We start from the raw sequence: 16,454 nt of genomic DNA, 5'->3' as shown, positions 1-16,454 counted from the left end.
AACCCGACGCTGGCGTTCCCAACCTGGTTCTTCGTACGCCCACAGCAGAATGGCCCAATAAGTGACCGAGGTCACATTAGACGGAGTCCCACCGGAACAGGCGCACGGCGATCAGCGCGCCGACGACGGCGACGCCGAGCAGAACGGCGATCTGGGGCAGCGCGGAGGTCGGCCCGAGGCCCCGTCCCATCACATTGAGCATGCCCTCGTTCAGGTACCGCAGCGGGAAGATGTACGACAGGGCCCTCATCCAGCCCGGTGATGCGTCCAGCGGGAAGAACGAGCCGCCGAGAAACGCCATCGGGAGCACCACGAGCTGCGTCACGCCCTGGGCCGTCTCCTGCGTCTTGGCCCACGCGCCGATCAGCATCCCGATCGACAGGAAGGCGAGCACCCCCGCGAGCACCATCGGGATCGCCATCCACCAGGCGCCGTTGAGCTGGAGCCCGAACACCGGCAGCTGGGCCACCAGCACGAACAGGGCGAACTGCACGAGGGCTATGACGAGGCTGACCGCGACCCGCGCGGCGAACACGGTGGGGATCGGCGCGGGGGAGAGCTGGAGCCGGCGCAGGATGCCCTTGGTCCGCCAGGACACGAGCGTCTGGGAGGCGCCGAAGACGCCCGCCGACGCCAGTGCCCAGCCGAGCAGGCTCGGCGTGAAGAATTGGATGGCCTTCAGGGAGTCGTCCTCCACCTGCCGGTCGGTCACGTGGTAGGCGGGCGGCTTGCCGCTGGCCGCGATGTTCGCCGACTGGACGATCGAGTTCATCAGCCCCCGCACCGTCCCGGACTTGACCTGGTCGGCCGCGGAGTAGTGGACGACCAGCTGGTCGCCGTGCTGCTCGACCACCGCGTCCGCGTCGCCCTTCTCGACGGTGCGCAGGGCGCCCGCGAGGTCGGACGACTTCTCCACCTGCATGACCTTGCCGATCTCGCCGGAGCCCCCCGCCACGGCCTGGTCGATGATCGACGCCTGACCGACCTCCAGGATCTTCACCTTGGACGTCGTCTGGTTGCCGAAGACCCCGCCGAAGATGACCAGGAACATCAGGGGGAACAGCACGGTGAAGAACAGCGCCGACCGGTCGCGCCAGAAGCCCAGGAACATGGCCCTGGACAGGCTCTTGAAGCTGTCGTATGTGCTCACGCTCTGTACTCCCGTCCGGTGAGCTCCAGGAAGACGTCCTCGAGGGTGGCGCCGCGGATCTGGACGCCGTCCAGAGCGTCCTTCGCGGCCATGGCCGCGACGACGGCGGACGGGTCGCGAGTGGAGAGGGTCAGGGAGACGCCGTCGTCGTCCGCGCCGTCCACGCCCGGAAGCAGCCGCGCGTCCGCCAGCCGCAGGAGGCCGCTCGCGACGCTGATCCTGGCCGGTGCGTCCAGACCGCGCACCAGCACTGCCGGGGGACCGAGCTTGAGGATCCTTCCCGAGTCCATGATGGCGACGCGGTCGCAGAGGTTCTCCGCCTCGTCCATGTAATGCGTGGTCAGGACGATGGTGCGGCCTTCGGTGTTGATGGTCCGGAGCACGTCCCACAGGTTGCGGCGCGCCTGCGGGTCCAGCGCCGCGGTGGGCTCGTCCAGGAACACCAGCTCCGGGTCGTGGACGAGCGCGCACGCGATGGACAGGCGCTGCGCCTGGCCGCCCGACAGCTTCTCCACCCGGACGTCGGCCTTGTCGTCCAGGCCGACCAACTCCAGCATCGCGTCGGCCTTCTTGGCCGGGACGCCGTACAGGGAGCCGAACGTCCGCAACTGCTCCCGCGCCGTCAGCCGCTCGAAGAACGACGACGCCTGCAACTGGACGCCGATGCGGGGCAGCAGCTTCGCGTTCCGGGGCCACGGCGGCAGCCCCAGCACCCTCAGCTCCCCCTCGTCGGGTTCCCGCAGGCCCTCGATGATCTCCAATGTCGTCGTCTTGCCCGCGCCGTTCGGGCCGAGGATGCCGAAGAACTCGCCCTCCTCGACCGCGAACGTCACCCCGTCCACGGCCCGGACGTCCCCGTATCGCTTGCGGAGGCCCGTGACCTCGATCGTTTGCGCCATGCAGAGGACGGTAAGGACGAAACTTCTCCGAGCACACCCACCTAAAGGTGGACGTTCAGGTCTAGAAGTCGGAGTCCGGGTACGCTGGCGAACCGTCCGGGCCCGCCGCACGGACGTGCCCGAACGTCGGTGGCGGCGAGCCTTTCGGTGGATTGTCGGCAGGCGGGGGTACCCTTCTGCCGACCGTCCTACCCCCGAGGAGCACACGCACGTTGACCGCCGCCACCGCCGAAGTGCCAACCGAAGACCCGCACGGCTACTCCGCCCGGCACCTGTCGGTGCTGGAGGGGCTGGAGGCCGTGCGCAAGCGACCCGGCATGTACGTCGGGTCGACCGACAGCCGGGGCCTCGCACACTGCCTGTGGGAGATCGTCGACAACTGCGTCGACGAGGCCCTCGCCGGCCACTGCACCCACATCAGCGTGACCCTGCACGCCGACGGGTCCTTCGAGGTGGGCGACAACGGCCGCGGTATCCCGGTCGACCTGGAGCCCAAGACGGGCCTGCCCGGCGTCGAGCTGGTCATGACGCGGCTGCACGCGGGCGGCAAGTTCGGCGGGGTGTCCTACACCGCGTCCGGCGGCCTGCACGGCGTCGGCGCGTCCGTGGTCAACGCGCTCTCCGCCCGCCTCGACGTGGAGGTCGACCGCGACGGGCACACCCACGCGATCAGCTTCCGGCGCGGGCTGCCCGGCGAGTTCGCCGACGACGGGCGCCCCAACACCCGGTTCAAGAAGAAGTCGGGCCTGCGGCAGATCCGCAAGGTCGCCAAGAAGGTCACCGGTACCCGTGTCCGCTTCTGGCCCGACCTGCAGATCTTCCTGAAGGACGCCACGGTCGAGCAGTCCCTCGTCCTCGACCGGATGCGCCAGACCGCGTTCCTCATCCCCGGCCTCACCATCGACGTCCGCGACGAGCGCGGCGAGGAGGTCGTCGACGAGAGGTTCCGGTTCGACGGCGGCATCGGCGAGTTCTGCACCTACCTCGCCAAGGACACCGCGATCGTCGACGTGCTGCGGCTCCAGGGGCGCGGCCACTTCACCGAGACCGTTCCGGTCCTGGACGACCAGGGCCACCTGACGCCGACCGACGTCGAGCGCGACCTCGAGGTCGACATCGCGCTGCGCTGGGGCAACGGCTACGACACGATCACCAAGTCGTTCGTCAACGTGATCGCCACCCCGAAGGGCGGCACCCACGTGCGCGGCTTCGACCGCGCGGTCCTGCGGGTCGTCAACGAGCAGCTCCGCGCGACGAAGCTGCTGAAGAACGGCGACGAGGACGTCATCAAGGAGGACGTCCTGGAGGGCCTCACCGCCGTGGTGACGGTCCGCCTGCCCGAGCCGCAGTTCGAGGGCCAGACCAAGGAGGTCCTCGGCACCTCCGCGGCGACCCGCATCGTCTCCCAGGTCGTGATGCGGGAGCTGCGGGCGATCTTCGAGAACCCGTCGCGCGGCCAGAAGCAGCAGCTCAGGGCGGTTCTGGAGAAGGTCGTCGGCGCGGCCAAGACCCGCATCGCCGCCCGCACCCAGCGCGACAACCAGCGCCGCAAGAACGCCCTGGAGAACTCCGCCCTCCCGGCCAAGCTCGTCGACTGCCGCACCGCCGACGACCGCAGCGAGCTGTTCATCGTCGAGGGCGACTCGGCCCTCGGCACCGCCAAGCTCGCCCGCAACTCCGAGTTCCAGGCGCTGCTGCCGATCCGCGGCAAGATCCTCAACGTGCAGAAGGCGTCCGTCGCCGACATGCTGAAGAACGCCGAGTGCGCCGCGATCATCCAGGTGCTCGGCGCCGGCTCGGGGCGGACGTTCGACATCGACGCCGCCCGCTACGGGCGCGTGGTGATCCTCGCCGACGCCGACGTCGACGGCGCCCACATCCGCACCCTGCTCCTCACGCTCTTCTACCGCTACATGCGGCCCATGCTGGAGGCCGGCCGGATCTTCTCCGCCGTCCCGCCGCTGCACCGCATCGAGCTGATCAAGCCGAAGAAGGGCCAGGACAAGTACATCTACACCTACTCCGACGCCGAGCTGCGGCAGCGCCTCGTCGAGCTGGAGCGCAAGGGCCAGCGCTGGAAGGAGCCGATCCAGCGCTACAAGGGCCTCGGTGAGATGGACGCCGACCAGCTGGCCGAGACGACCCTCGACCCGCGGCACCGAGTGCTCCGGCGCGTCCGCATCGAGGACGCCGAGGAGGCGGGCAAGGTGTTCGACCTGCTGATGGGCAGCGAGGTCGCGCCGCGCCGCGCGTTCATCACCGCGGGCGCCACCGAGCTGGACGCGGAGCGCATCGACACCTGAGCGCGGGGCGCGGCGTCCACCCTGCGGTGGAGAATCGGAAGTACAGCCGCGCGCCGATCCGCGCGGAGCGCGGGTGTCCTACCGTCTTGGGCATGAACACGCTGGACAACGTGCTCCCGGCCCCCGGCGGAGCCGCCTCGGTTAGCGTCGTGGCGTGAAGTGCGAGGCGAACACGATCGAGCGGCTGACCCGCGCGCTCGTCGTCTGCGTTCTGGTGATGTGGGGCGTCTACGCCTACGTCCGCGGCCTGATCCACGAGGAGCCCGCGCCGGCGCTGCACGGGGCGGGGCTCGCCGTCGCGATCCTCAACGTCGTCATGTTCTCGCTGCTCGGGACGGGCATCTGGGTCGTGCGGCGCGACGGCGCCCGCTGGCGGAGGATCGGCATCGGCCTGCTGCTCGGGGCGATGGCGGCGGCGATGGCGCTGTACGCGCTCGCGCCCCACGCCGGCGGCGGCTTCTTCTTCTGCATGGCGGGGCTCTGGGTGCTGCTGATGCGGCTGCCGCTGCCCTGGGGCCTCTCGGTCAGCGGCCTGACCATCGCCTCGATCGGCGTGCTGGGGGAGGCGTTCCGGTCCGGCGGCGCCGATCTCGGCCTCATGTCGGCGTTCGTGGGCCTCACGCTGGGCGCCGTCGCGAGCCGCCAGGGCGTCGCCGCGCAGGAGGCCACCCGGCGCGCCGAGGCCGCCAACGCGGTGCTCGCCGAACGGTCCCACCTCGCACGGGAGATCCACGACATCCTCGCCCATTCGCTGTCGGCGCAGATCGTCCATCTGGAAGGGGCGAGGCTGCTGCTCGCGCGGGACGGCGACCGCGTCCAGGCCCTGGACCGGGTGGAGCGCGCGCGGAACCTCGCCCGCACCGGTCTGGACGAGACACGGCGGGCCCTCGCGACCCTCCGGGGCGAGGTGCCGGAGCCCAAGGAGGTCATCGCGGAGCTCGCCGAGGAGTTCTACGCCAGCACGGGCCGTCCCTGCGACGTCGAGGTGACCGGGCAGCCGCGCGAGCTGACGCCCCAGGCGGGGCTGGCGGTCGTCCGCACCGCGCAGGAGGCGCTCACCAACGTCCGCAAGCACGCGCCCGGCGCGCGCGCACGTGTCACGCTGCGCTACCTCGCCGACAAGGTCGAGCTCGAAGTGACCGACAGCGGCGGGACGGAGGCCGTGGTGCAGCTCGGCGGTGGCGGCTACGGCCTGGTGGGGATGCGGGAGCGCGCCGAGCTGATCGATGGCACCCTGGTCACCGGACCGGAGGGCACGGGGTTCCGCGTGTCCCTCCGGGTGCCGGCGTGACGGGAGACGGAGCGGTGAGCGACAAGACGAGGATCCTGGTCGTGGACGACCAGACCGTGGTGCGCGAGGGCCTGGTCCTCCTGCTGGAGCTGCTGCCCGGCATCGAGGTGGCCGGCGCGTGCGGCGACGGGGAGCAGGCGATCGCCATGGTCGAGGAGATGCGTCCCGACGTCGTCCTCATGGACCTGCGGATGCCGCGCGTGGACGGCGTGGAGGCGACCCGCCGCATCAAGGAGGCGCACCCGGACGTCGGGATCGTCGTCCTCACCACCTACGCCGACGACGAGTCGATCTTCGCGGCGCTGCGCGCGGGAGCCCGCGGCTACCTGACCAAGGACGCCGACGCCGACGAGATCGCGCGCGCCGTCACCGCCGTCCGCGGGGGAGCGTCCCAGCTCGACCCGGCGGTCCAGCGGCGCCTGGTCGAGGCGGTCGCCACCGGCGAGAGCCCCCGCCGGGCCGCCCGCGGCGAGCTGCCGGACGGTCTGACCCGCCGCGAGGCGGAGGTGCTCACCCTGATCGCGCAGGGGCGCTCCAACGCCGAGATCGCCGGTGACCTGTTCATCTCCGAGGCGACGGTGAAGACCCACATCAACAACCTGTTCGCCAAGGCGAACCTCCGCGACCGCGCGCAGGCCGTCACCTACGCCTTCCGGCACGGCCTCACCGGCTGATCATCGGTCAGCGTCCGGCAAGGACCGGGTCAAGGTGCGGGCGCCCGCGCCCGCGCGGCTCCAGCATGAGGACGTGCTCAGAACCCTCATGATCGTGGAGTACCTGCGCCCGTACGCGCAATGGCGGATCAACCGCCCGGACCCCTGCGACGGCGGCCGCAACGCCCGCGCCGCGATCGGCCTGATCGACGCGGCCGCCTACGTGAGCCGGCTGGACGACAGCGAACGCGTCATCGTCCGCATGGCCATCGCCGGATGCTTCGCCCTCGGCCGCTTCAACCCGGGCGCCGAGGGCGAGAACCTCATCCGCTTCTGGCACTACGACGACGCCACAGGCGGCCCGGCCGACCTCCTCGAAGCGCTGGCCGACTGCGCCGAGCGCGGTCTGCGGCATCCGGTGCCGCAGCCCCGCAAGGGCCGGAAAACGGTGGCGTGACTCGCCCGCCGTGATTCAGGCCGCGTCATCGGTTCAGGCCGCGTGATCACGCCGGGTCGTTGCCCGGCTTCCACTTGATGCCGCAGCCGATGCTCGGCGTGTGCGGTTCGGGGACGTCCTCCCCGGCCAGCACCAGATCGAGCGCGGCCCGGAGCGAGGCGCCGTCCACCTCGACCTGGTTGCCGGGCCGGGCACCGTCGAACTCGCCCCGGTACGCGAGCGTGCGCTCCCGGCCGTAGAGGAAGAAGTCGGGCGTGCAGGCGGCCCGGAACGCCTTCGCCGCCTCCTGCGACGCGTCCACGAGGTAGGGGAACCGGAACCCGGCGCGCTCGGCCTGCTCGCGCAGATGATCGGCGTCGTCGTCGGGGTAGTTCGCGACGTCGTTGCTGCACACGGCGACGGTGGCCAGCCCCCTCTCGGCGTACTCCGTGGTGACTGCGCCCAGGCCGGCCTCGATCCGCCGCACGTACGGGCAGTGGTTCGACAGGAAGACGACCAGCAGGGCGGACGCGTCCGCGAAGTCGTCGGCCGCCACGACCTCCCCGCCGACGGACGGGAGCTTGAACGCGGGCACGGGTGAACCGAGGGGAACCATGAAGGATGCGATCGCCATGAGGCCATCCAACACCCGTAGATCGGTAAGCAACCGCTTGCTAGGCTTCGCGCATGCCGACCCAGGAGCACATGAAGCAGGTCCTCCAGACCTACATCGACGCCTTCAACGCCGGTGACGCCGCGGCCATATCCGGCCTGTACGCCGAGGACGCCGTCATCGAGGACCCGGTCGGCAACCCGCCGATGTCCGGCCGCGCCGCGATCGAGGAGTTCTACACGAACGCCATCGCCGGCGGCGCCAAGCTCAGCCTGGACGGCCCCATCCGCGGCTCCCACGGCGACCGCGCCGCGATGGCCTTCACCATCGACATCCCCGGCATGCGGATCCGCGCCATCGACGTCATGACCTTCGGCGCCGACGGCAAGATCGTCCGGATGGACGCCCACTGGGGCCCGGACGACATCGCGAAGACCTGATCGGCACCTCCCGGCCCCGTGGCAGGGTGGGGAGGTGCCCGTGCTCTATGTCATCGCCTGCGGCGGCCGTCCCGCCGCGGACCTCCCCGCGTTCGTCGAAGGGCTCCGCTCGGACGGCTGGACGGTGTGCGTCGTCTCCACCCCGTCCGGCCTGAAGTTCCTGGACGCCGCGCGGCTCGCCGGCATCACCGGCCATCCCGTCCGGTCCGACTACAAGCGGCCGGAGGAGCCCGACGTCCTGCCGCCCGCCGACGCGATGGCGGTCGCGCCCGCCACGTTCAACACCGTCAACAAGTGGGCCCACGGGACCAGCGACACCCTCGCGCTCGGCCTCCTCAACGAGGCCGTCGGCCTGGGCCTGCCCATCGTCGCGGCGCCCTGGCCCAACGCGGCCCTGGCCCGCCACCCGGTCTTCGGGCGCAGCATCGCCGAACTCCGCGCCTGGGGCGTCACCGTCCTGCTGGACCCGTCCTGGCTGCCGGCGCCGGACTCGGAGGGCGGGACCGCGGGCACGTTCCCCTGGGCGCGGCTCCGCGACGTCCTGTCCGAGACCTTGACCCGCCTCGGACCCGCCTCCGCGTGAGGTTTCCCGCGCCTCGGCGCCTCCGACGTCCTGATCGACGTCTTCGGCGAGGAACTCGGCACGCCCGCCCGCATCGCGCTCTACCAGCCCGACCTGCCGGGTGAGGCCCCGGTCGCCGCCGAGCTGACCCTCCACCTCCACGACGCCTCACGCTGAGTCAAGGCCCCGGAGCGGTGTCCGGGGCCTTGACGGGTCACTCGTCGGGGGTCTCCTCGTCAGGGGGCGGGGCGCCGATCGGGCCGCTGATGGCGGTCAGGGGCTTGTCCAGTCTCTCGCCGGACCCGTCCCGGCGGCCCATGGCGACGTTCAGCATCGCCGGTTTGCCGTTGGCGGCCCCGGCGCGCAGCGGAGTCGGCGCCGCCCAGGCCTGGATCAGCACGTCCTCGCCCTTGAGGAAGCGGTGGGCGCGGACGCCGCCGGTGGCGCGGCCCTTGGACGGGAAGTCGGCGAAGTCGGCCAGCTTGATCGCGCCGGTCTGGGTGCCGGGCAGGGCCGAGGACGAGCCGGAGACCGTGATGACGCGGGCCTCGCGGGACGGGTCGAGGGCGCCGAACCACAGCACGCTCGCGTCCGCGCCCAGCTTGATGCCCGCCATGCCGCCGGCGGCCCGGCCCTGCGGGCGGACGAGGGACGCGGCGAAGTGCAGCAGCTGGGCGTCGGTGGTGATGAAGACGACGTGCTGCTCCTCGGAGAGCAGCTGGACGGCGCCGACGACGCGGTCGCCCTCCTTGAGGCCGATCACCTCGAACTCGTCGCGGTTGGCGGGGAAGTCCGGGACGACGCGTTTGACCACGCCCTGCGCGGTGCCGAGCGCCAGCCCGCCGCCCTCCTCGCCGACGGCGGCGATGCCGACGACCGTCTCGTCCGGTTCGAGGTCGACGTACTCGGTGACCGGTGCCCCGCCCGCCAGGGACGGGGGCGTGGCCGAGGGCGGCAGCGTCGGCAGGTCGAGGACGTCGACGCGGATCATCCGGCCCAGCGACGTCACCGCGCCGACCTGGCCGCGCGCCGTGGACGGGACGACCGACGTCAGCACGTCGTGCGCCGCGCGGGGGCCGCTGTCGGGCAGCGGGCCGGCGTCGTGGGTGCGGGCCATGAGCCCGGTCGACGACAGCAGCACCGTGCACGGGTCGTCCGCGACCTCCAGGGGGACCGCCGCGGCGGCGGTGTGGCCCGAGGATTCGAGGAGGATCGTCCGGCGCGGGGTGGAGAACTCCTTGGCGACGTCGCCCAGCTCCTTCGAGACGACCCCGCGGAGCTTGCGCTCCGACTCCAGGATCGCGGTCAGCTTGGCGATCTCCTTGGCGAGCTGCTCCTTCTCCTTCTCCAGCTCCAGGCGGTCGTAGCGGGTCAGCCGGCGGAGCGGGGTGTCCAGGATGTACTGCGACTGGATCTCCGACAGCTCGAAGATCTGCATGAGGCGCTGCTTGGCCTGGGCGGCGTCGTCGCTCTGCCGGATGACCTGGATGACCTCGTCGATGTTGAGCAGGGCGACGAGCAGGCCGTCCACCAGGTGGAGGCGGTCCTCGCGCTTCTTGCGCCGGAACATCGAGCGCCGGCGGACGACCTCGATGCGGTGGTCGACGTAGACCTGGAGCATGTCGCGCAGGCCGAGGGTGCGGGGCTGGCCGTCGACCAGGGCGACGTTGTTGATGCCGAACGTCTCCTCCATCGGCGTGAGCCGGTAGAGGTCGGCCAGCACCGCCTCGGGGTTGAAGCCGTTCTTTATCTCGATGACCAGGCGGAGGCCGACGTTGCGGTCGGTGAGGTCCTTCAGGTCGGAGATGCCCTGGATCTTCTTGGCGTTGACCAGTTCCTTGATCTTCGCCTTGACGCGCTCGGGCCCGACCGCGTACGGCAGCTCGCTGACGATGATGCCCTTGCGGCGGGGCGTGACGCTCTCGATGGTGACCGTGGCGCGGGTGCGGAACGTGCCCCGGCCGTTCGCGTAGGCGTCGCGGATGCCGTCCAGGCCGACGATCTTGCCGCCGGTGGGCAGGTCTGGGCCGGGGACGAAGCGCATCAGGTCGTCCAGGCCGGCCTCGGGGTTGTCGATCAGGTGCCGGGCCGCGGCGATGACCTCGCCGAGGTTGTGCGGCGCCATGTTGGTGGCCATCCCGACCGCGATCCCGGACGCGCCGTTGACCAGCAGGTTCGGGAACGCGGCGGGCAGCACCTCCGGCTCCTGCTCCTGCCCGTCGTAGTTCGGGCGGAAGTCGACGGTGTCCTCGTCGATGGACTGGACCAGCAGCATCGCCTCGCGGGACATCCGGGCCTCGGTGTACCGCATGGCGGCGGGCAGGTCGTCGCCGCCGAGCGAGCCGAAGTTGCCGTGCCCGTCCACGAGCGGCATCCGCATCGCCCAGGGCTGCGCCATCCGCACCATCGCGTCGTAGATGGCGCTGTCGCCGTGCGGGTGCAGCTTGCCCATGACCTCGCCGACGACGCGGGCGCACTTGACGTGCCCGCGGTCGGGGCGCAGCCCCATCTCGTTCATCGAGTACAGGATGCGGCGCTGGACGGGCTTCATGCCGTCGCGTGCGTCGGGCAGCGCCCGCTGGTAGATCACCGAGTAGGCGTACTCGAGGAAGCTGCCGCGCATCTCGTCGGAGACATCGACGTCGACGATGTTCTCTTCGAAGTCCGGCGGCGGTGGAGGGGCTTGGGATCCGCGTCGTGCCATGCCCCACATTGTGGCCGGTCCCGGGGACATCTTGGGCCCCGCCCCACCGGTGTGGCGCCCGGCCCGGCGGATCGATCCCGTTTCGTCACCTGCGCGGACCTGGCAGATTGAGCACCGACGGTTTCGGTTTTTCCGGTGGAGGTTTCCTTGAGCGGCCTGGCCGACTTCCAGAACTCGATCTATCTGCAGGGACTCGGGGACGTCCGGCCCGCGCTGCCCACGGACCTGACGAAGCTGGAGGGCCTCGCGGAGCGGTCCCTGTCGGCGCGAGCGTTCGGCTACGTGGCGGGGGCCGCGGGAAGCGAGGCGACCGCGCGGGCGAACCGGGCCGCGTTCGACCGGTGGCGGATCGTCCCGCGCATGCTGCGGGACGTCGCCGAGCGCGACCTGTCGGTGACCGTGCTCGGGACCGCGATGCCGTCCCCGGTCCTGCTCGCCCCCATCGGCGTGCAGTCGATCCTCCATCCGGACGGCGAACTGGCCGTCGCGCGGGCCGCCGCCGCCGAAGGGCTGACCATGGTGCTGAGCACGGCGGCCTCGTACAACATCGAGGACGTTGCGGAGGCGAACGCCGACGGGTCGCGCTGGTACCAGCTCTACTGGCCGAAGGACCGAGAGCTCGCCATCAGCTTCCTGGAGCGGGCCAAGGCGGCCGGGTACACGGCCCTCGTCGTCACGCTCGACACGTTCACGATGGCGTGGCGCCCGCGCGACCTGGACCAGGCCTACCTGCCGTTCCTGAAGGGGAACGGCGTCGCGAACTACTTCAGCGACCCGGTCTTCCAGAAGGCCGTCGGCGGGCCCGTCACCGGCGCCAACCGGGACACCGCGCTCCTGCACTGGGTCGCCAACTTCGGGAACCCCAGCCTGACCTGGGACGACCTGATCTTCCTGCGGGAGCACTGGGACGGCCCGATCGCCCTCAAGGGCATCCAGCACCCCGACGACGCCCGCCAGGCCGTGGACGCCGGAATGGACGGCGTCATCGTCTCCAACCACGGCGGGCGGCAGGTGGACGGGGCGGTCGGCTCGCTCGACGCGCTGCCCGGCGTGGTCGACGCCGTCCGCGACCAGGCGACCGTCCTGTTCGACAGCGGGATCCGGACGGGATCGGACATCGCCAAGGCCCTCGCGCTGGGCGCCAAGGCCGTCCTGGTCGCGCGCCCGTACGCGTACGGGCTGGCGCTGGGCGGCCAGGCGGGCGTCCAGCACGTCCTGCGCTGCCTCCAGGCCGAGCTGGAGCTGACCATGGCCCTGTCCGGCGTCAAGCGGCCGGACGACCTGAACCCGGACATTCTCGTGCGCGCCTGAACTTACGCGCCCGCGATGCGGGTAGGGAGACGCGCATGCGCTGGCCTGATCACGCCATCTGGTGGCACGCCTACCCGCTCGGGTTCACCGGCGCCGAACGCGAGGCCCCGCCGGGCGGCGCCTCCCCGGCGCCGCGGCTGGCACGGCTCGAAGGCTGGCTCGACCACCTCGTCGGGCTCGGCTGCAACGGGCTCGCGCTCGGTCCGGTGTTCGCGTCCGAGACGCACGGCTACGACACCGTCGACCACTACCGTGTCGATCCACGGCTCGGCAGCGAGGACGACCTGCGAAGGCTCATCGACGCGGCGTCCCAGAGGGGTGTCCGGGTCCTGCTCGACGGCGTCTTCAACCATGTCGGACGCGGTTTCGGGCCCTTCGCCGATGTGGCGGCCCAGGGCGAGGCGTCCCCGTACAGGAACTGGTTCCACCCGGACCTGCGCACGTTCGAGGGCCACGACCGTCTCGTCACGCTCGACCACGGGGAGCCCGAGGTCGCCGACTACGTCACCGGCGTCATGACCCACTGGCTGGAGCGCGGCATAGACGGCTGGCGCCTGGACGCCGCTTACGCCGTCCCGCCGGCCTTCTGGCGGACGGTCACGGACCGCGTCCGCGCGCGCTTCCCCGAAGCCTGGCTCGTCGGCGAGGTCATCCACGGCGACTACGCGAGCTTCGTCGACCAGACCGGCGTCGACTCGGTCACCCAGTACGAGCTGTGGAAGGCCGTCTGGAGCTCCCTGAACGACGGCAACCTCTACGAACTGGCCCATGCACTCGACCGCCACAACGGGATGCTGGCCTCGTTCGTCCCGCAGACGTTCGTGGGCAACCACGACGTGACCCGCATCGCCAGCCGCGTATCCGAACGTCACCTGCCCCACGCGCTCGTGATCCTGCTGACCGTGGGAGGCGTCCCGTCCATCTACGCCGGGGACGAGTTCGCCTTCGAGGGCATCAAGGAAGAACGCGAAGGCGGAGACGACGCCATACGGCCGGCCTTCCCGGACCGTCCCGCCGAAACCCCCGGCCATGGGGGCGCGCACCACCGCCTCCACCAGGAGCTGATCGGTCTGAGGCGCCGCCATCCATGGCTCGTCCGCGCACGGACCACGGTGGCCACCTTGACCAACACGGCCCTCTCCTACACCGTGGGTCACGGAGCAGAGCGGCTCGCGGTCGTCCTCAACCTCGGCGACGAACCCGCGGGGGTCGATCTGCCCGCCGCCGACTGGACGTGCATCGCCGGCGAAGCCTCCTTCACCAAGGACGGCGCCGCCATCCCGCCCACCGGGTGGGCGATAGCCGAACCATGACATTTGTCAGTGGCCACCCCTGAATTCCTCACGATCGCCTTCTGACGCCTGTGACTGCACGTCCGCACCGGCCACCGGACAGCATGGACGCCATGAAGGCACCCGTGATCGAGGTACGCGACCTGGACCTGAACGAGGCCGTCCGCAACGTCTCGTTCACGGTGGCGCGGGGAGAGGTCTACGCGCTGCTGGGCCGCTACGGCTCGGGGAAGACGACGCTCCTGGAAATCCTCGCGGGACTACGGTGCCCGACAAGGGGAACCGTGCGGCTCCGCGGCGTGGACCCTTACACCGATCGCGACGCCGCCCGCGCCGGGACCGTCTGGCACGACGGCGGCCTGTTCCCCGGGCTGACCGTCGCCGAGGTCGTCGACACCTGGCGGCGCTGGACGCTCGACCCGCTCACCCGCGACGAGGCCCTCCGGCTGGCGCGCCTCACGCACCTCGCCGACGTCCCCTTCGAACGCCTGACCGCGGGGCAGCGGCGCATGCTCGACCTGGCCCTCGCCCTCATCGGACGGTCGGACGTGCTGTTCCTCGACGAACCCACCGCCGGCCTCGACGCCGCCGCCGCGCGCGAGGTGTGGTCCGTCCTGCTGACGCTGGCCGCGCACGGCGTCACCGCGGTGGTCGCGACCCGCGACCCCGACGAGGCGTGCCGCGCCGACCGGGTCGGCGTCCTGGACGAGGGACGCCTCGTCACCGGCCGGGACGCCGCCCGCCTCCGGGCCGCCTGAGCGCCGCGCCCGGTCCCCGTGCCGCGCGCATACGCTGGGCGCGTGCAGCCCAGGATCCCGCGCCCCACCGCCATCGCCGCGATCATCGTGGGGATGACGGCGTTCACGCTGGCCGGGTTCCTGCTGCCCGCGCTCTGGTACGAGATCGCACACCGGAGGGACCCGGGGCTCCTGATCATCGCCCTCACCGGGACCGGCGCCGTCTTCGCCCTCTACGCCCGGCTCCTGTGGCAGAACCTGATGCGCCGCACCGCCCCCGCGCACCGGGTCGGCCTCGCCGCGATCGGCGCGATCTGCTGGGCGCTGCCGCCGCTGCTCGGCACCGGCCAGGGCTGGGGCAACGCGCTCCTCGTCCCCGCCGGGCTGATCGCCGTCGTCCTCCCGCTGCGCGAGGCGGTCGCCGTGACGGCCGCGGCGACCGTCCTGACCCCCGTGTACGGGGTGTTCCTGGGTCTTCCGGCCCTCGCCGTGCTGTACGAGGTGACGGGCGTGCCCCTCGCCGCCTTCTCCGGATACGTCACCGTCTGGCTGTTCCACGTCGTCCAGGAACTCCGCGAGGCGCGCGCCGAGCTGGCCCGCTCCGCGGTGGGGGAGGAACGGCTCCGCTTCGCCCGTGACCTGCACGACGTCCTCGGCCACAGCCTCCAGGCCGTCGCGCTGCGCGCCGAGGTCGCCGAGCGGTTCGTGGAACGCGACGACGGGCGCGTCCGCAAGGAGCTGACCGAGATCCAGACCATGGCCCGGGACGCCGTCCGCGACGTCCGGGAGGTCGTCCGCGGCTACCGCACCACGTCCCTGCGCACCGAGCTGGACGGCATGTCGGCCGTCCTGCGCGCCGCCGGCATCCGCTGCGAACGCCCCGAGGTGTCGCCGTCGCTGCCCGCCCACGTCCACGAGCCGCTCGGCTGGGTGGCCCGCGAGGCCGCCACCAACGTCCTGCGGCACTCCAGCGCCACCTGGTGCGAGATCACCGTCCGCACCGGCCGGGACGGCGTCCGGCTGGAGATCGTCAACGACGGCGCCGCGCGCCGCGCGTCCGCCGGCGGCACCGGCCTGGCGGGCCTCGGCGAACGCCTCGCCGCCGCCGGCGGCGAGTTCGCGGCCGGTCCCGCGGGCGACGGGACGTTCCGGGTGACCGCCGCCGTCCCCGCGAAGGGAGACGCATGATCCGCGTGCTGCTGGCCGACGACCACCTGCTGATCAGGGAGGCGCTCGTCCTGCTGCTGGAGACCGAGGACGGCATCGAGGTCGCCGCCGACGTCGGCCGCGGCGACGAGGCCGTCGAGCGCGCCCTCGCCCTCAAGCCCGACGTCGCCGTCCTCGACATCGACATGCCCGGCCTCGACGGCCTCGCCGCCGCCGAGCGCCTCGCCCGCGACCTGCCCGGCTGCCGCCTGGTGATCGTCACCGCGCACGGCCGCCCCGGCAACCTGCGCCGCGCCATGTCCGCCGGTGTCCGCGGCTTCCTCGGCAAGGACGCCCCCGGCCGGCGCCTCGCCGAGGTCATCCGGCAGGTCGCCGCCGGCGCCCGCTACATCGACCCCCAGTTGGCCGCCGACGCCCTCGCCGCCGAGGAATGCCCCCTCACCCCGCGCGAACTCGACACCCTCCGCGCCGCCGCCGACGGCGCCCCCGTCTCCCGCATCGCGCGCACCCTCGGCCTCTCCGAGGGCACCGTCCGCAACTACCTCTCGGCCGCCGTCACCAAACTCGGCGCCGACAACCGCCACACCGCCGCCCGAACCGCCCGCGAGTTCGGCTGGTTTTAGCCCTCTCTCCTCCTTCGGGCCTTGGCGGCCCTGCTGCGTTTATTGCAGCGCCCTCCTCCTTCGGGCCTGGCGGCCCTCTATCGTCGGGCACTGCGGGCGATCGCTGCATCGCTCCGACTCGCCTTGCGGCTCGCTGCGCGATCAGGGTCTCGCTTCGCTCGTCCCTGCCTTCGGACGCGATCGCGGCCGTTGGGGTTGTCGCGTGGTTGCGGTACCGGCTGAGGTCAGGGGGGTAGTGGGTGCAGTTAGTCCCGCACGTGCGGGTGATCGATC

15 protein-coding genes are annotated in these 16,454 nt (G+C 71.8%); 11 read left to right on the top strand and 4 right to left on the bottom strand.

The features are described from left to right. Positions 1–76 precede the first annotated feature (76 nt). Together K8Z49_RS14530 and K8Z49_RS14525 are read right to left on the bottom strand one after the other, a co-directional pair. Positions 77–1,150: an ABC transporter permease gene (locus K8Z49_RS14530; protein ID WP_083598456.1), complete on the bottom strand. Its 1,074-nt coding sequence runs from the start codon at positions 1,148–1,150 to the stop codon at positions 77–79. Then, positions 1,147–2,049 (bottom strand): ABC transporter ATP-binding protein, encoded by a 903-nt coding sequence (locus K8Z49_RS14525; protein ID WP_021594739.1) that lies wholly within the window; start codon positions 2,047–2,049, stop codon positions 1,147–1,149. The genes K8Z49_RS14530 and K8Z49_RS14525 overlap by 4 nt, the downstream gene beginning before the upstream one ends. Positions 2,050–2,261: 212 nt before the next feature. Here K8Z49_RS14525 and K8Z49_RS14520 point away from each other — a divergent pair, with 212 nt between their 5' ends. The 4 genes from K8Z49_RS14520 (at position 2,262) to K8Z49_RS14505 (ending at position 6,753) form a co-directional block, all read left to right on the top strand. Beyond that, on the top strand, positions 2,262–4,352 hold the full coding sequence (locus K8Z49_RS14520) for a DNA gyrase/topoisomerase IV subunit B (protein ID WP_412519209.1): 2,091 nt from the start codon (positions 2,262–2,264) through the stop codon (positions 4,350–4,352). Positions 4,353–4,506: 154 nt separating this feature from the next. Then, positions 4,507–5,643: a sensor histidine kinase gene (locus K8Z49_RS14515; RefSeq protein ID WP_021594741.1), complete on the top strand. Its 1,137-nt coding sequence runs from the start codon at positions 4,507–4,509 to the stop codon at positions 5,641–5,643. 14 nt (positions 5,644–5,657) lie between these two features. Further along, the gene (locus K8Z49_RS14510) at positions 5,658–6,317 is read left to right on the top strand and encodes a response regulator (protein ID WP_021594742.1); all 660 of its coding nucleotides are present in this window, start codon (positions 5,658–5,660) and stop codon (positions 6,315–6,317) included. A gap of 73 nt (positions 6,318–6,390) precedes the next feature. After that, entirely contained in the window at positions 6,391–6,753 is a 363-nt protein-coding gene (locus tag K8Z49_RS14505) for a hypothetical protein (protein WP_412519206.1), read from the top strand. A 46-nt stretch (positions 6,754–6,799) separates the two neighbouring features. Here the strand turns inward: K8Z49_RS14505 and K8Z49_RS14500 are convergent, their stop codons facing one another. Beyond that, a complete protein-coding gene (locus K8Z49_RS14500; RefSeq protein ID WP_412519204.1) occupies positions 6,800–7,366 on the bottom strand; it encodes a thioredoxin family protein in 567 nt (188 codons plus the stop codon). Between the two features lie 53 nt (positions 7,367–7,419). On the opposite strand from K8Z49_RS14500, the gene K8Z49_RS14495 reads away from it, so the two are divergent. Both K8Z49_RS14495 and K8Z49_RS14490 read left to right on the top strand, forming a co-directional pair. After that, the gene (locus K8Z49_RS14495) at positions 7,420–7,785 is read left to right on the top strand and encodes a nuclear transport factor 2 family protein (RefSeq protein WP_021594745.1); all 366 of its coding nucleotides are present in this window, start codon (positions 7,420–7,422) and stop codon (positions 7,783–7,785) included. Positions 7,786–7,819: 34 nt separating this feature from the next. Then, positions 7,820–8,368 (top strand): flavoprotein, encoded by a 549-nt coding sequence (locus K8Z49_RS14490; protein ID WP_021594746.1) that lies wholly within the window; start codon positions 7,820–7,822, stop codon positions 8,366–8,368. A 193-nt stretch (positions 8,369–8,561) separates the two neighbouring features. Here K8Z49_RS14490 and K8Z49_RS14485 read toward each other — a convergent pair whose 3' ends face one another. Beyond that, the gene (locus K8Z49_RS14485; RefSeq protein WP_075024337.1) at positions 8,562–11,051 is read right to left on the bottom strand and encodes a DNA gyrase/topoisomerase IV subunit A; all 2,490 of its coding nucleotides are present in this window, start codon (positions 11,049–11,051) and stop codon (positions 8,562–8,564) included. Between the two features lie 147 nt (positions 11,052–11,198). On the opposite strand from K8Z49_RS14485, the gene K8Z49_RS14480 reads away from it, so the two are divergent. The 5 genes from K8Z49_RS14480 to K8Z49_RS14460 all read left to right on the top strand — a co-directional run bounded on the left by K8Z49_RS14480 (position 11,199) and on the right by K8Z49_RS14460 (position 16,181). Next, positions 11,199–12,362: a lactate 2-monooxygenase gene (locus K8Z49_RS14480; RefSeq protein WP_075024336.1), complete on the top strand. Its 1,164-nt coding sequence runs from the start codon at positions 11,199–11,201 to the stop codon at positions 12,360–12,362. 35 nt (positions 12,363–12,397) lie between these two features. Beyond that, positions 12,398–13,675, top strand: a complete 1,278-nt coding sequence (locus K8Z49_RS14475; protein ID WP_412519201.1) for an alpha-amylase family glycosyl hydrolase — start codon at positions 12,398–12,400, stop codon at positions 13,673–13,675. A gap of 92 nt (positions 13,676–13,767) precedes the next feature. Further along, on the top strand, positions 13,768–14,412 hold the full coding sequence (locus tag K8Z49_RS14470; protein WP_021594750.1) for an ABC transporter ATP-binding protein: 645 nt from the start codon (positions 13,768–13,770) through the stop codon (positions 14,410–14,412). A 42-nt stretch (positions 14,413–14,454) separates the two neighbouring features. Continuing rightward, entirely contained in the window at positions 14,455–15,579 is a 1,125-nt protein-coding gene (locus tag K8Z49_RS14465; RefSeq protein ID WP_075024334.1) for a sensor histidine kinase, read from the top strand. Further along, positions 15,576–16,181 carry a response regulator transcription factor gene (locus K8Z49_RS14460; protein WP_021595642.1) on the top strand — a complete coding sequence of 202 codons (606 nt, stop codon included), beginning with the start codon at positions 15,576–15,578 and terminating at the stop codon, positions 16,179–16,181. The genes K8Z49_RS14465 and K8Z49_RS14460 overlap by 4 nt, the downstream gene beginning before the upstream one ends. The last annotated feature ends 273 nt before the right edge of the window (positions 16,182–16,454 follow it).

It is taken from the genome of Actinomadura madurae, from assembly GCF_047130825.1.
Taxonomy (GTDB): domain Bacteria; phylum Actinomycetota; class Actinomycetes; order Streptosporangiales; family Streptosporangiaceae; genus Spirillospora; species Spirillospora madurae.
The sequence above is the reverse complement of the archived record's forward strand: the minus strand, read 5'-3'. Positions and strand labels throughout refer to the sequence as shown.

Excerpts from the sequence above, each read along its gene's own strand:
- K8Z49_RS14525 (WP_021594739.1), bottom strand. The coding sequence starts at position 2,049 with ATGGCGCAAACGATCGAGGTCACGGGCCTCCGCAAGCGATACGGGGAC.
- K8Z49_RS14500 (WP_412519204.1), bottom strand. The coding sequence starts at position 7,366 with ATGGCGATCGCATCCTTCATGGTTCCCCTCGGTTCACCCGTGCCCGCG.
- K8Z49_RS14460 (WP_021595642.1), top strand. The coding sequence starts at position 15,576 with ATGATCCGCGTGCTGCTGGCCGACGACCACCTGCTGATCAGGGAGGCG.
- K8Z49_RS14470 (WP_021594750.1), top strand. The coding sequence starts at position 13,768 with ATGAAGGCACCCGTGATCGAGGTACGCGACCTGGACCTGAACGAGGCC.
- K8Z49_RS14495 (WP_021594745.1), top strand. The coding sequence starts at position 7,420 with ATGCCGACCCAGGAGCACATGAAGCAGGTCCTCCAGACCTACATCGAC.
- K8Z49_RS14475 (WP_412519201.1), top strand. The coding sequence starts at position 12,398 with ATGCGCTGGCCTGATCACGCCATCTGGTGGCACGCCTACCCGCTCGGG.
- K8Z49_RS14485 (WP_075024337.1), bottom strand. The coding sequence starts at position 11,051 with ATGGCACGACGCGGATCCCAAGCCCCTCCACCGCCGCCGGACTTCGAA.